This is a genomic window from Roseovarius autotrophicus (genome assembly GCF_018069895.1).
Classification (GTDB): Bacteria; Pseudomonadota; Alphaproteobacteria; order Rhodobacterales; family Rhodobacteraceae; genus Roseovarius; species Roseovarius autotrophicus.
This window is the reverse complement of sequence record NZ_JAGQDH010000006.1, coordinates 126848-139034: the sequence shown is the minus strand read 5'-3', so window position 1 is coordinate 139034 and position 12187 is coordinate 126848. Positions and strand designations below refer to the sequence as shown.

13 protein-coding genes and 1 pseudogene are annotated in these 12187 nt (G+C 63.9%); 7 read left to right on the top strand and 7 right to left on the bottom strand.

Annotated features, from left to right (window positions below; all coding sequences use genetic code 11):
• Nucleotides 1–4 precede the first annotated feature (4 nt).
• Both KAK09_RS09350 and KAK09_RS09345 read right to left on the bottom strand, forming a co-directional pair.
• Nucleotides 5–442 carry a tripartite tricarboxylate transporter TctB family protein gene (locus KAK09_RS09350; RefSeq protein ID WP_210878671.1) on the bottom strand — a complete coding sequence of 146 codons (438 nt, stop codon included), beginning with the start codon at nucleotides 440–442 and terminating at the stop codon, nucleotides 5–7.
• Nucleotides 442–1410 (bottom strand): Bug family tripartite tricarboxylate transporter substrate binding protein, encoded by a 969-nt coding sequence (locus KAK09_RS09345; RefSeq protein ID WP_247651143.1) that lies wholly within the window; start codon nucleotides 1408–1410, stop codon nucleotides 442–444. The genes KAK09_RS09350 and KAK09_RS09345 overlap by 1 nt, the downstream gene beginning before the upstream one ends.
• A 165-nt stretch (nucleotides 1411–1575) precedes the next feature.
• On the opposite strand from KAK09_RS09345, the gene KAK09_RS09340 reads away from it, so the two are divergent.
• The 3 genes from KAK09_RS09340 to KAK09_RS09330 are packed head-to-tail and all read left to right on the top strand — an operon-like array spanning nucleotide 1576 to nucleotide 4654.
• Nucleotides 1576–2241 carry a response regulator transcription factor gene (locus KAK09_RS09340; protein WP_210878670.1) on the top strand — a complete coding sequence of 222 codons (666 nt, stop codon included), beginning with the start codon at nucleotides 1576–1578 and terminating at the stop codon, nucleotides 2239–2241.
• The gene (locus KAK09_RS09335; RefSeq protein ID WP_210878669.1) at nucleotides 2241–3623 is read left to right on the top strand and encodes a sensor histidine kinase; all 1383 of its coding nucleotides are present in this window, start codon (nucleotides 2241–2243) and stop codon (nucleotides 3621–3623) included. The genes KAK09_RS09340 and KAK09_RS09335 overlap by 1 nt, the downstream gene beginning before the upstream one ends.
• Complete coding sequence (locus tag KAK09_RS09330; protein WP_210878668.1) at nucleotides 3593–4654, top strand: ABC transporter substrate-binding protein; 1062 nt, start codon at nucleotides 3593–3595, stop codon at nucleotides 4652–4654. Before KAK09_RS09335 ends, KAK09_RS09330 begins: the two co-directional genes overlap by 31 nt.
• Nucleotides 4655–4996: 342 nt before the next feature.
• Here KAK09_RS09330 and KAK09_RS09325 read toward each other — a convergent pair whose 3' ends face one another.
• The 4 genes from KAK09_RS09325 to dctP all read right to left on the bottom strand — a co-directional run bounded on the left by KAK09_RS09325 (nucleotide 4997) and on the right by dctP (nucleotide 8649).
• Nucleotides 4997–5812: an alpha/beta fold hydrolase gene (locus KAK09_RS09325; RefSeq protein ID WP_210878667.1), complete on the bottom strand. Its 816-nt coding sequence runs from the start codon at nucleotides 5810–5812 to the stop codon at nucleotides 4997–4999.
• Nucleotides 5788–7089, bottom strand: coding sequence for a TRAP transporter large permease (locus KAK09_RS09320; protein ID WP_210878666.1), 1302 nt, complete (start codon nucleotides 7087–7089; stop codon nucleotides 5788–5790). Before KAK09_RS09320 ends, KAK09_RS09325 begins: the two co-directional genes overlap by 25 nt.
• 3 nt (nucleotides 7090–7092) lie before the next feature.
• Entirely contained in the window at nucleotides 7093–7596 is a 504-nt protein-coding gene (locus KAK09_RS09315) for a TRAP transporter small permease (RefSeq protein WP_210878665.1), read from the bottom strand.
• 63 nt (nucleotides 7597–7659) lie between these two features.
• A complete protein-coding gene (gene dctP, locus KAK09_RS09310; protein ID WP_210878664.1) occupies nucleotides 7660–8649 on the bottom strand; it encodes a TRAP transporter substrate-binding protein DctP in 990 nt (329 codons plus the stop codon).
• A 175-nt stretch (nucleotides 8650–8824) separates the two neighbouring features.
• Between dctP and KAK09_RS09305 the strand changes: the two genes are divergently transcribed.
• Nucleotides 8825–9709 (top strand): LysR substrate-binding domain-containing protein, encoded by an 885-nt coding sequence (locus KAK09_RS09305; RefSeq protein ID WP_210878663.1) that lies wholly within the window; start codon nucleotides 8825–8827, stop codon nucleotides 9707–9709.
• A gap of 60 nt (nucleotides 9710–9769) precedes the next feature.
• Here the strand turns inward: KAK09_RS09305 and KAK09_RS18730 are convergent.
• Nucleotides 9770–9997 (bottom strand): annotated as a pseudogene (locus KAK09_RS18730) (hypothetical protein); the annotation flags it as partial.
• A 332-nt stretch (nucleotides 9998–10329) separates the two neighbouring features.
• On the opposite strand from KAK09_RS18730, the gene KAK09_RS09295 reads away from it, so the two are divergent.
• The 3 genes from KAK09_RS09295 to KAK09_RS09285 all read left to right on the top strand — a co-directional run bounded on the left by KAK09_RS09295 (nucleotide 10330) and on the right by KAK09_RS09285 (nucleotide 12174).
• Nucleotides 10330–10488: an entericidin gene (locus KAK09_RS09295; RefSeq protein ID WP_418895521.1), complete on the top strand. Its 159-nt coding sequence runs from the start codon at nucleotides 10330–10332 to the stop codon at nucleotides 10486–10488.
• A gap of 167 nt (nucleotides 10489–10655) precedes the next feature.
• A complete protein-coding gene (locus tag KAK09_RS09290; RefSeq protein WP_210878662.1) occupies nucleotides 10656–11096 on the top strand; it encodes a DUF6789 family protein in 441 nt (146 codons plus the stop codon).
• 307 nt (nucleotides 11097–11403) lie between these two features.
• On the top strand, nucleotides 11404–12174 hold the full coding sequence (locus KAK09_RS09285) for a 3-hydroxybutyrate dehydrogenase (RefSeq protein ID WP_210878661.1): 771 nt from the start codon (nucleotides 11404–11406) through the stop codon (nucleotides 12172–12174).
• The last annotated feature ends 13 nt before the right edge of the window (nucleotides 12175–12187 follow it).

Below are 12187 nucleotides of genomic sequence, written 5' to 3'. Positions count from 1 at the left end.
CTCCTCAGAACCAGCCGCGTGGAAAGGCGACAAGACCAAGGCCAAGCACGACCTTGAACAGAACGAAAAGCCCGGTCCCGAGGCCAAGCCCCGCCAGCGCCGCAGGTACGGGGCGCGGGCTGATCATGTAGCTGATCGCGGCCGAGGCGATGGCGGTCGGGATGATGAAGCCCATCGGCCGGATTAAGAGCGCATAGCCCACCAGAACCGTCAGCGCCGCCCCGATCTTCAGCGCCATCATGGGCGCGGGCCAGTTGGCGTTCGGGTCGGGCCTCAGCAGCATCACCAGCGAGCAAAGGATGATGACGCCCGCGACCATATAGGGAAAGACGCGCGGCCCAACCGGATCGGACATGAACGAGGTCTGGATGTTCATGGCGCTGAGGATATACCCCAGCGCGAGAACGATCATGACCACGCCAAAGATGCGGTCGGCGGCCATTACTGGATGATCCCGATTTCGCGCGAGATTTCCTGGATTTCGGTGACGTTGTTCCTCACCCATTCGGTGAAGTCAGGGCCGATCAGGATGAATTCGTCCAGCCCGTTTTCGGTCATTGTCTGCTTCCATTGGTCGGATGCCGCAACCTTGTTCAGCGCCTCCACCCAGCGATCGAATTCAGCGTCAGAAATGCCGCCGGGCACGTAAAGGCCGCGCCAGTTGCCGGCCTCGAAGTCGATGCCCTGCTCCTTTGCGGTCGGGATATCCTCGAACCCGTCCACCCGCGCGTCTGCAAGGACCGCAAGCGCGCGCACGTCGCCAGACCGGATGAAGCCGGTTATTTCAGACAAATCGCCCGTCATCGCCTGGGTAAAGCCGCCGACCGTCTGGGTGATTGCATCGGCCCCGCCGTCAAGTCCGATGTATTTCACGGCCCGCGCATCGGTGAACCCGGCCCGGCGCAGCATCATCAGCACTTTCAGATGGTCGAACCCACCCACCGCCGAACCGCCGGCAAAGGCCACCTTGGACGGGTCTGCCTTCACCGCCGACACCAGATCGCCAAGTGTCTGGAACGGGCTGTCCTTGCCCACCACGATCACACCCGGATCGGTGCCGATGGCGCCCAGCCAGCGCACCTGATCGACCGTCATGCCCGCGAAGGCGTTCTGCGCCAGCCGCGTCGTGGTGGCCGAGGACGCCGCGACGATCAGGTCGGCATCGGTGGCGCGCTGGCCCACAACATGCGTATAGGCCACGCCGCCGCCTGCGCCGGCCATGTTGGAGACCTGCACCATGTTCTGCTCGACCCCTATTTCCTGCAGGATGCGAGCAATCTGGCGGCAGGTGAAATCCCAGCCACCGCCAGGGTTTGCCGGCGCGATGCATTCCGCCGCCATTGCCGATGTGCCCCCCAGCGTCGCCATCAGAACCCCGGCGCGCAGCGCCCTTGCAAACGTCTTCGTCATGTGATGACCCTCCCAGATCGTCTGATTGCGGGGCCGTGTCCCTTGCGGGGCACGAATCCCTTGACCCCGGATCATTCTGCGAAATACTGACACCAACCTGTCACGCAGCAATTTTTCCAGTTGCCGGGCCTTACCGGGCGGTGTTCCGAAGAAGTGGACACGACGATGCGCTTTCTCCTGGTCGAGGATACAGCCAAACTTGCCCGATCAGTGCGGGACCTTCTGGCGCTGGATGGCCATGGCGTCGATACTGTCGCCAGCCTGGCCGAGGCCGGTGATTGTCTGGCAGCCACCAGCTATGACCTGATCCTGCTGGATATCGGGCTGCCCGATGGCGATGGCCGCGCCTTCCTCGCGCAGCAGCGTCGGCAGGGGCGGGACACGCCTGTCATCATGATCACCGCGCGCTCTGCGGTGGCGGACCGGGTGGATGCGCTGGACGGAGGCGCCGACGACTATGTGACCAAGCCCTTCGAGATGGCCGAGCTTGAGGCCCGCATCCGCGCCGTGTTGCGCCGACGCGGAGGGGCCACGCAAACGCGTCGCGACTTTGCCGATGTCACCTTCGATCCACTGGCGGCAACCTTGACCGTAGCAGGCGAGACGCGGGAACTGCGCTCGCGGGAATTGCGGTTGTTCGAGATCCTGATCGCAGCGCCCGGGCGCATTCATTCCAAGGAGCATCTTTGCGACCGGCTGTTCAGCTATGCCGAAGCCGTGTCGGACAATGCGATCGAGGTTTATGTGGGTCGCCTTCGCCGCAAGCTGCAAGGCAGCGCGGCCCGGATCGAGACGGTGCGCGGCCTGGGCTATCGGCTGATCGGGCCCTGATGGCGCGGCCCGAGGCGCATTCCTTGCGGCGCAGGCTGTTGTTGCAGCTTCTGCTGGGCGCAGCCGTGATGGCGCTTGGCCTGTATCTGGCGGTGCGCGCCACCGCAGAACGCGCGACCGAAGCTGCGCAGGATGCCATCCTGATCGCCGCGGCCGAGAATATTTCGGACGGGTTACGCGGCACTGAAGTCGGGGTGGAGATCGACCTTAACCGCGCCACGTTTTCCATGGTCGCGGCAGCCGGACAGGACCGGCTGTTCTGGCGGGTCGAGGTGGGCCGCGAAACCCTGACCGGATACGATGATCTGCCACTGCCCGGGATGGTCCCCGATGGCACCGGCCCGGTCGTCTATGAGGCCAGCTATCGTGGTGCCGACCTGCGGCTTGCCGCCGTTGGTCGCAGCGTGATGGACCGCGACAGCTTGCAACCCGCGCTGATCGTGCTGGGCCAGACACGGTTTGGCCAGCGTGCGATTGCCGATCGTCTGGCCAATGGCGCCGCGCTGGCGGGGCTGGCGTTCTTTGCACTGGCGGTGCCCCTGTCGCTGATCTTCACCAGTTCGGTCCTGGCCCCGGTCCGCCGCCTGGCCGAGGCCGTGTCGCGGCGCGGTCCGGCCGATCTGCGCAGCATGGATCATCCGACCCCGCGCGAACTGGCCCCGTTCCAGGAGGCGCTGAATTCCTTCATCGCGCGCCTGCGGATGACGCTGTCGCAAACCGAAACCTTCATCGCCGAGGCCGCGCATCACATCCGCACCCCGCTTTCGACGGTCCGCGCCGAAGCCGAAATCGCCCTGCGCCGCGCCGAGGGCGAGGAAAGCCGCGCGCGGTTGCGCTCGGTCATCCGGGCGGTGGATGAAAGCGCGCGTTCGGCAGGGCAGCTTCTGGATCATGCGATGGTGGCCTATCGTTCCAACCGGATGACGCAGGCGCGGATCGACCTTTCGGCGATGCTGGGCGATCTGGCGCGCAGTTTCGGCCCGACGGCAGACCTGCGCGACATATCCTTGACCATGATAGTGCCGGGGCCGGACGCTGCCGAAGTCATCGGGGACCGGGTGCTGGTCGAAAGCGCCTTGCGCAACCTGATCGACAATGCGTTGAAATATACCGATGCCGAAGGCACGGTGCATGTGTCGCTGCGCCACGATGGCGGGCTGGTCGTTATCGAGGTCTGCGACACCGGACGGGGGCTTGCCGGTGCCGAAACCAGCATGCTGACCGCCCGGTTCCAGCGCGGCCCCAATGCGGGGACTGTCGTCGGGTCCGGGCTGGGACTGACCATCGTGGCGGAGGTCGCACGCGCCATGGGCGGTGCGTTCGATCTGTCACCGGCAGAAGGAGGCGGCACATGTGCAAGGCTGTCATTGCCAGCAGGCTGAAGGCGCTGACGTGCCTGCTGCTGCTTGTGGCCCTGCCTGCCGCGGCCTTCGAGATCGAGGCGGAACGCCTGTTCCATGGTCGCGCGCCGGTCGCCGAGGTGCGCCTGTTGTCCACCACCGACAGCGACATCGCGGCGCCGCTGATCGAGGCCTTCCTGTCCACCCGGCCAGACCTTTCAGTGCGCTATGTCATGGCCTCCTCGCGTGAGGTTTTTGCCGCCATCGCTGATGAGGGCGCGCCTTTCGATCTGGTGATGTCCTCGGCGATGGATTTGCAGATGAAGCTTGCAAATGACGGCTTTGCGCGGCCCCACGCCTCTGACGTGGCGGCAGCCCTGCCGGACTGGGCGCGCTGGCGGGATCTGCTGTTCGGCTTCGCACTGGAGCCGGTGGTGGTCATTGTCTCGCTCAAGGGGATCGAGGGGCTGCCCATTCCCCAGACCCGACGCGACCTGATCGCGCTCTTGCGCGAGAACCCCGCGCACTTCTCGGGCCGGGTCGCGACCTATGACCCGCATCTGTCGGGCGCGGGCTATCTGTTCTTTACCGAAGATGCCCGCCAGACCGATGCCTTCTGGCGTCTGGCCGAGGTGATGGGCCGGCTGGAAGCGCGGCTTTACTGCTGCTCGGTTGACATGATCGAGGATCTGGCGGCAGGCAATATCCTGATCGCCTATAACGTGGTCGGCAGTTACGCCGCCAGCCATGCCCGGCGCATCCCGGATACAGGGATCGTCGAATTGCAGGATTTCACCCAGGCCCTGCTGCGCACAGGGTTGATCCCGGTCACCGCCCCCCGTCCGGATCTGGGCGCGGCGCTGCTGGATTTCACGCTGTCGCCCGAAGGCCAGGCGCTGGCGCGCGGTCCCACCGGCTTTCCGCCGCTGGATTCCGGCGCGATCCGCCTGTCGGCCCATATCCGCCCGATCCGGCTGGACCCCGGGCTGCTGGTCGGGCTGGACCGCATGACGCGGGCCATATTCCTGCGCGAATGGGATGCGGCGCTGAACCAGCCGCTCGCCGGGCGCTGAAGACGTCGGCCCTCGCCGCGTCTTTGGAACTTTATTCACGTTTCGCACGAAAGCGGCAGGGGTGAAGATGCGCGGAACGGAAGTGGCGAGCGGATCGCCGTTCAGCCATGTCGATCCGGAGACTGTGTCATGTCCTCGGACCGCTGACGACGCCGGACCCGCAAGGTCGGGTTGCTGATCACGCACAACTTGGCCCGCCGGCAGGCTCGCGGGGCGATGTCCGGCACCCGGATGAGGTCGTGGTGACGATCGCGGGCCGGCCATTCTGGCCCTTGCGTGCCGTCGGGGGGGCGGTCACATCATCAACGCCCCGTTCATCAGGGAGCAGCTTTTCGGTTATGACTACGATGGGATTTGTGCATCGACGCCGCCCGGCGTCGTGAGAAAATCTTCGAGCATTGCGTGGAATAGGGCGGGCTTTTCAAGATGAACGGCATGTGCCGTGCCCGGGATTACGGCCAACTCGGCATCGGGTAGCCCCTGCCAGAGCGCCTCGACCTGCGGCCAGCGATAGGAGCGGTCGCCGTCGCCCCAGAGCACCAGCGCGGGCATCGTGAGGCGCGGCAGCGTGCCGCGCCCGTCCCAATGGCTCATCGCGTCAAGCCCGGCAAGGGCGGCGCCCTCGCTGGCCTGCGCGCCAAGTTGCGCCACCACGTCAAAGCCCCGCGCCGCAGCCCCGGCGCGAAACCACGTTGCCCCGATCCGCCGGATGGTCTGCGCCACGCCATCACAGCGCACCCGCTCCCGCGAGGTGTCGAGCGGCTCGAACCTGTCAGGCATGAGGCCAAGCGGCCCGGTGCCGTAGAGGATCAGCCGTGCGATGCGGTCGGGATGGGTGGCGGCCAGATCCTGCACGATCATGCCGCCCATGGAGTGCCCCAGCAGGGTAAAGCGGCCAACGCCAAGCTCGTCCAGCAACGCCACCACCGCCGCCGCGAACTGCGCGATCCGGTCGGCAGGCGGCAGCGCGGCGGAACCCGCAAATCCCGGCAGGTCCGGCGCGATCACGTCAAAGTGGTCGGCAAAGCGGTCAATCTCCGCCTGCCATTGCGCCGCGCCGCCAAGATAGCCATGCACCAGCACCAGGGGCGTGCCCCGGCCCGCGCGCAGGTATCTCAGCCCCGCGCGCGAGATCAACGCATCTGGTCGGGCAGCCACAGCGCGGTCTCCGGGAAAAGGATGAGAATGACGATCAACAGCACCAGCGCGCCGATAAAGGGCAGGCAGCCCATGATCACATCGCCGATGCTGACCTGCCCGCGCCCGATGCCCTGGATGACATAGAGGTTGAGGCCGACAGGGGGTGTCAGCACCGCGATTTCCATGGTGATCGTATAGACCACGCCGAACCAGATCAGATCGAACCCGGCGGCGGACATCAACGGAAAGATCGTCGGCAGGGTGATGAAGGTCATCGACACCGGCTCAAGAAACATGCCCAGCAGGATATAGAAAACCAGCACGATCATCAGCACGACGTAAGGCGAGAGATCAAAGCTCAGGAACAGTTCGGTGAATTGCTGCGGCACCCGGTAATAGGTGAGCACAAAGCCAAAGAGCACCCCCGCCGACAGCAGCAGGCCGAGATAGCCCATGGTGCGCATGGTGGCAAAGAGCGAGTCCTTGAACCCCTGCCATGTCAGCCCCCCCACACCAAAGGCGAGGATCACGGTCAGGAGCGCCGCCACGGCGGCGGCCTCGGTGGGGGTGGCGATGCCCGCATAGATCGCCACGGTGATGACAAGGCCGATAAGACCGATGGGGGCGATGGTGGCGGCAATCTGGATGATCCCCATTTTCACCGCCGACTCGCGGTCGGGGATGTCCTCGGGCTTGAGGATGCCCCAGATCAACACCACGATGGCGAAGGAGGTGACAAGGATGAGGCCGGGAATGACACCCGCGATGAACAGGTCGCCGATGCTCTGATCGGTGACGATGCCGTAAAACAGCAGGATCAGCGACGGCGGCAAGAGCACGCTCAATGTGCCCCCCGCCGCCAGCACGCCGGATGAGAGCCGCTTGCCATAGCCAAGGCGCAGCATCTCGGGCAGGGCCACGCCGCCGATGGTCAGCGCGCCCACCATGGACGAGCCACAGACCGCGCCGAACCCCGCGCAGGCCCCGATAGAGCCATAGGCGGCAGAGCCGCGCACGCGCACGCCCTGATGCAGGAATTGATAGAGGTTCGGGCCGATATTGGATTTGCCGATCAATTCGCCCAAGAAAACAAAGAGCGGCACCGCGAGGAGGATATAGTCGATCCACACCCCCCACAGCTTCAACTCTGCCGAAACGATGGAGGTGTCAAACGTCTGGATCTGCCACAGGAACGGCAGGGACGCCGCCGCCAGCGCAAAGGGGATCGGCAGGCCGATGGCGATGAGAAACATCAAGAGGCCCAACAGGCCAAGGCCGACTTCATACCATTCCATCGCTCAGACCTCCCGTGCCGGGGTGCGCAGGAGCCGGATCAGCCGCAGCCCCGCATATAAAGAGAACAGCAGCAGCGCCAGCGCCCCCGGTGCCCAGAACGCATAGCGCGGCCAGAGCAGGATTTCCGACGAAGACCCCGAGTTGAACGAGCGGATCGTCGCGCTGACGGCTGCGAGCGAAAAGAACAGGCCCACCCCCAGCATCACACAGAGATTGACCACCGCCGCCACCTTGCGCCAGAGCGGCGACAGCGTGTCGGTCAGCATCGTGACCTTGGGATAGGCATCCTCTCGCATCGCATAGGCAAGGCCCGCGAAGGCCACCGGAAACAGCAACAGCGCCGTCGCCTCGGTCACCATGCGGTCGGGCGCGCGCAGGGCATAGCGGGTAAAGACGCCATAGGTGATCCACACCATCTGCACGATCACCACGACGCCCCCCAAGGCGGCGAGCCAGACCACGGCGCGTTCCACAAGGCCGATCAAACGGTCAAGACCGGGTTGCATGGCAAGCCTCCCTTTACCGGAAATGGAAAAGGTGCCGCAGCACGGGCCACGGCACCTGTCAGATCAGGGCGCGTGCTGCGCGAAAAGGGCACGGACCTTGCCAGCAAGCTCGGGACCGCAGGCCTCGTCCACGGTCTCGTTCCACTTGCCTTGCACGCTGTTGATCAGTTCCATCCGCTTGGCCTTGGGGATCGACACGGCGGCACCGCCGCCCTTCATCACCGCATTGCCGACGCGCTGATCCACCCAATCCTCATAGAGCGGCTTGAGCCATTCCTCGGTCTCGCGCGCGGCGGCCATCACGGCGGCCTGTTCATCGGCGGACATGCTGTCGAACTTCTTCTTGTTCATCATGTATTGGATATTGCCGTAAAACAGGTTGGCATTGACCATATAGGGCATCACATCCCACAGCTTCCAGCTTGAATAGGTGGCCACACCCATGTTGATCCCGTCCACCACGCCGCGCTCGGCGGATTGGAACACCTCCTTGGGCGCGACAAAGACCGGCGCGCCGCCCCATGTCTCGATCATCAGGCTCACGAGCGGCCCGATCGAGCGCACCTGCTTGCCCTGAAGATCGCCCAGATCGGCAATCCCGCCCTTGAACCACCATTCCTGATCGTAGGAATAGTTGGAGTTGAACACAGGCACGAGGTTGATCGCGGCGGCCTCGTCACGCACCAGATCGGCATAGGCGGCATCCAGATCGATCTGGTTTTCCAGATCAATCGCCGCCGGATAGAGCGAGGTGACGCGATAGCAGGGCAAACGCTGATCGGCCGGCATCCAGCTTATGTCAGAGACACCGCCCTGCACCGCGTCCACGCCTTCGGACCAGCCATGCAGCGTGGCCGAGGGAAATATCTGCACCTTGACGCTGCCGCCGGTCTTTTCCTCGACCAGATTGGCAAAATGCACAAAGCCGTCATGGCGGATGTCGGATTCGTTGACATAGGTGGACAGGCGGATGGTGGTTTGGGCTGCGGCAGGCACCGCCACCGTCAACCCAAGGGCTGTGGTGGCAATCAGTCCTTTCAGGGAAGTTTTCATGTCTCTCTCCTTGTTGGTGGTTTGGCGAGACCGTTCATGCGGCCTTCGTCCCTTGATGTTGACAGGAATGCTAGGACAGACCCCCACGAGTCGGCCAATTCAAACATCTCATCAAACTATTCCGATCTTGCATGATTGTGGCGGCTGGCGCAGGCTGTCGGCAAAGGGGGCGATCATGGACACCAACTGGCTGCGCGATTTCGTCTGTCTCGGGCGCACGCTGAATTTCACCCGCGCGGCGGAAGAACGCAACATCACGCAATCGGCCTTCAGCCGCCGCATCCGCTCGTTGGAAAACTGGATCGGCGTGCCGCTCATTGACCGGGCCAATTACCCGGTGCAACTGTCCGAGGCGGGGCGGCAATTCCTGCCGGTGGCGCAACAGACGGTGGCCGATCTCACCGACACGCGCCAGGCGATCCGCGAACGCGCGCGCGGCAATGCCAGCTTTCAACGCTTTGCGGCGCTGCACGCGATCTCGGTCAATTTCCTGCAACCGCGCATGGCAGAACTGGAGCGGCAATACCCCGAGATGCGCACGCGGGTGATCTCCGACAGCCTGACCGCCTGTTGCCAATTGCTCAGCGAGGGCGGTTGCGAATTCCTGCTTTATTACCGGCATCAGGACGTGGCCCCGATCCTCGACGAGACAAGGTTCAAGCGCAAGGACATCTGCGAGGAACGCCTGATCCCCGTGGCCCAGCACGAGGCCGCCGCGCGCCATGGTTGGGCGCTGCCCGCGCGGGCAGGGCGCGAGGTGCCCTATCTCAGCTATGACCCCAACACGTTCCTTGGCACCGTGGTGGACCAGACCATCGGCAACCGCCGCCCCGCGCTTGACCTGCGTTACATGGATGCGTTGGCCGAGGCGCTCAAGCGGCGCACGCTGGCCGGGGCGGGGCTGGCGTGGCTGCCGGAGTTTTCCATCCGTCAGGAACTGGCCGATGGCACGCTGGTGCGGCTTGGTGGGCGCGACTGGACCGCGACGATGACGATCTCGCTCTTTTGTTCTCCTGAACGTCTCGACGAGCTTGGCAGCGCCATCTGGGCGGAGTTCTGACGCGAAGGCTCACCATCTGACACACGATTCCCGTCGTCAGCTTCATGTGCCATCAATTGCTCAGCTTCCTTCTGCGCCATCGGCTGCGATACGAGCGCCAGCCATTGGACGAAGCACCATCGCCGGTGGCTGGCGGAGGGTAAACATCCACCGAAGCTTGCAGTTAAGCCCAAGGCCCGCGACCCATTCGGTCATCGTCCGCGCGACCCCGCCCAGGGCAAGCGTGACATTCAGCGTGAAGGCCGCAGCGATGATCAGCAGGATCATGCCCGACGTCTTGGTGGTCTGGCCCACGCTCCAGTTTACCGCATCCTCAAACAACACCTCGGAATAGGTCCAGATCTCCTCGATCAACGTGTCGAACGCGGCTTGCAGCTTGCCCTGATCCTCTTCCGACAGGCTGTTCCAGCGGTCCAGATTGATCCCGTAACCGTTCATAGCCACCTGAAAGGCGATGGGCATCATGTAGTTGGACACTTCCGGCCAACCGGCGGAATTGGCAGAGCTTGGCCCGGTGAAAGCTGACGCAGGTAAGTGCCGCCTTTGCGGAAAGGGACTATCCATGCGCTTCAGAGATGGCGACAAGAGCCGCCAGCATATTGATGTCAGGAGAACATGACATGAAGACTCCCAGACTCGCGCTGATGCCGCTGATGGTGTTCGCTATCGCGGCATCCTTATTGCTTCAGGCCTGCAACACGACGGCCGGCATCGGACGGGACGTATCCGCCGGGGCGGATGCGGTCACCGGATCGGCCGAGAGGAGCAAGGGCTACTGACCCTCGACTGGTCCGGAGCGAAGAGTCTGACACCGGACAACCGCAAGGCACATGCTGGTCATCAACAGACCAGAGACCCTGTCGGCACCCAACGCACAGCCGGAGAACCAGCCGTTTCCCGGGCCCTCATGGCGTCGGTTAGGCGGCAACCAGGAAAGTCTGTAACCATGACGAATATCGTAAAGGGAATGCTCGCCGGTCTTTCGGCAACCATCGTCCTCTCGCTTCTGATGCTCATGAAGGGGGCGATGAGCCTTTTGCCCGCGCTGGATCCGATCGGCATGGTCGCGATGATGATGGACGTGCCGATGGCTGTTGCCTGGGGCGTTCACCTCATGATCGGTGCCATCATCTGGGGCGGCGTCTTCGCACTCCTTGAGCCGCACCTGCCTGGCGGGGCGCGCTGGCTGAAGGGTGTCGTCTTCGGCATCGGCGCCTGGCTCATCATGATGGTGACGATGATGCCGATGGCCGGCACCGGGTTCTTCGGCATGCAGCTTGGCATGATGGCCCCGGTCATGACGCTGGTGATGCACATCGTCTTCGGCGCCGTTCTCGGCGGCGTCTACGCCATGTTGCTGCGCCGCGGGTCTGCCTCGGCGATCTGAGGCGCGCCACGGCTCGCTTCACGATCCGTTGAGGTCCGTTGTAGTGACCGCGCCGGACCGCCATTTGCGCCGAGGAGACGGACGTTTCGTCCGTTCGATGGCGCGCACTGACGGGATCGACGGGCATGACGGCCAGAGGTTGGCCTGCCGGCGCGCTTATCAGTCATTCATTTGACGCCTGAGAATAATAACCGGCGATGTTGCGGCGAAGAGCCGAGCGCCGCCGCCGCGGCTTTTATCCGACGCCTGTCGTTCTTCGCCCTGTGAAGCGGCGGAGGCCACTAACACCTGAAAAGGCGACACAACCATGAATCTTGACGGTAAGATCTGCATCATTACCGGCGGTGCCAGCGGCATCGGCTTCGAAATCGCCAAAAAATTTGCGGCCGCAGGCGGCAAGGTCGCGATCGCCGATATCAACGTCGACGCAGCGAAGACGGCCGCAAAGTCGCTCGGTGAGGGGCATTTGGGTGTCGATATGGACGTCACTGAACCGGACGCCGTGCAGCGCGGCGTCGACAAGGTGATCGACGCGCATGGTCGGGTGGACGTTCTGCTGTCGAACGCCGGTATCCAGATGGTCAAGCGGGTCGAGGAGTTCACCTTGGAGGAATGGCGCAAGGTGGTATCGATCCATCTCGATGGCGCCTTCCTGACCTCGAAGGCGGTTCTGCCGCATATGTACAAACAGGGATCAGGCACGATCCTCTACATGGGCTCGGTCCACTCGCAGGAAGCCTCTGCCCTGAAGGCGCCCTATGTCGCGGCAAAGCACGGTTTGATGGGGCTGGCGCGGACCATTGCCAAGGAAGGCGGCGAAAAGGGTGTTCGCACCAACGTGATCTGCCCCGGTTTTGTCAAGACGCCGCTGGTGGAGAAGCAGATCCCCGAACAGGCCAGGGATCTCGGCCTCTCCGAGGAGGAGGTCGTCAACAGGGTGATGCTGGGCGAGACCGTGGACAAGCAATTCACCACCGTCGAGGACGTGGCGCATACCGCGCTGTTCCTCGCAACCTTCCCCAGCAACGCGTTGACCGGCCAGAGCATCGTGGTCAGCCACGGCTGGCGGATGGACTGAATCGGCAGATTAA

Coding starts and splice junctions, on each gene's coding strand:
- KAK09_RS09290 (WP_210878662.1), top strand. CDS start 10,656: ATGACGAATATCGTAAAGGGAATGCTCGCCGGTCTTTCGGCAACCATC.
- dctP (WP_210878664.1), bottom strand. CDS start 8,649: ATGAAAACTTCCCTGAAAGGACTGATTGCCACCACAGCCCTTGGGTTG.
- KAK09_RS09350 (WP_210878671.1), bottom strand. CDS start 442: ATGGCCGCCGACCGCATCTTTGGCGTGGTCATGATCGTTCTCGCGCTG.
- KAK09_RS09340 (WP_210878670.1), top strand. CDS start 1,576: ATGCGCTTTCTCCTGGTCGAGGATACAGCCAAACTTGCCCGATCAGTG.
- KAK09_RS09320 (WP_210878666.1), bottom strand. CDS start 7,089: ATGGAATGGTATGAAGTCGGCCTTGGCCTGTTGGGCCTCTTGATGTTT.
- KAK09_RS09315 (WP_210878665.1), bottom strand. CDS start 7,596: ATGCAACCCGGTCTTGACCGTTTGATCGGCCTTGTGGAACGCGCCGTG.
- KAK09_RS09335 (WP_210878669.1), top strand. CDS start 2,241: ATGGCGCGGCCCGAGGCGCATTCCTTGCGGCGCAGGCTGTTGTTGCAG.
- KAK09_RS09285 (WP_210878661.1), top strand. CDS start 11,404: ATGAATCTTGACGGTAAGATCTGCATCATTACCGGCGGTGCCAGCGGC.
- KAK09_RS09330 (WP_210878668.1), top strand. CDS start 3,593: ATGTGCAAGGCTGTCATTGCCAGCAGGCTGAAGGCGCTGACGTGCCTG.
- KAK09_RS09305 (WP_210878663.1), top strand. CDS start 8,825: ATGGACACCAACTGGCTGCGCGATTTCGTCTGTCTCGGGCGCACGCTG.
- KAK09_RS09295 (WP_418895521.1), top strand. CDS start 10,330: ATGAAGACTCCCAGACTCGCGCTGATGCCGCTGATGGTGTTCGCTATC.
- KAK09_RS09345 (WP_247651143.1), bottom strand. CDS start 1,410: ATGACGAAGACGTTTGCAAGGGCGCTGCGCGCCGGGGTTCTGATGGCG.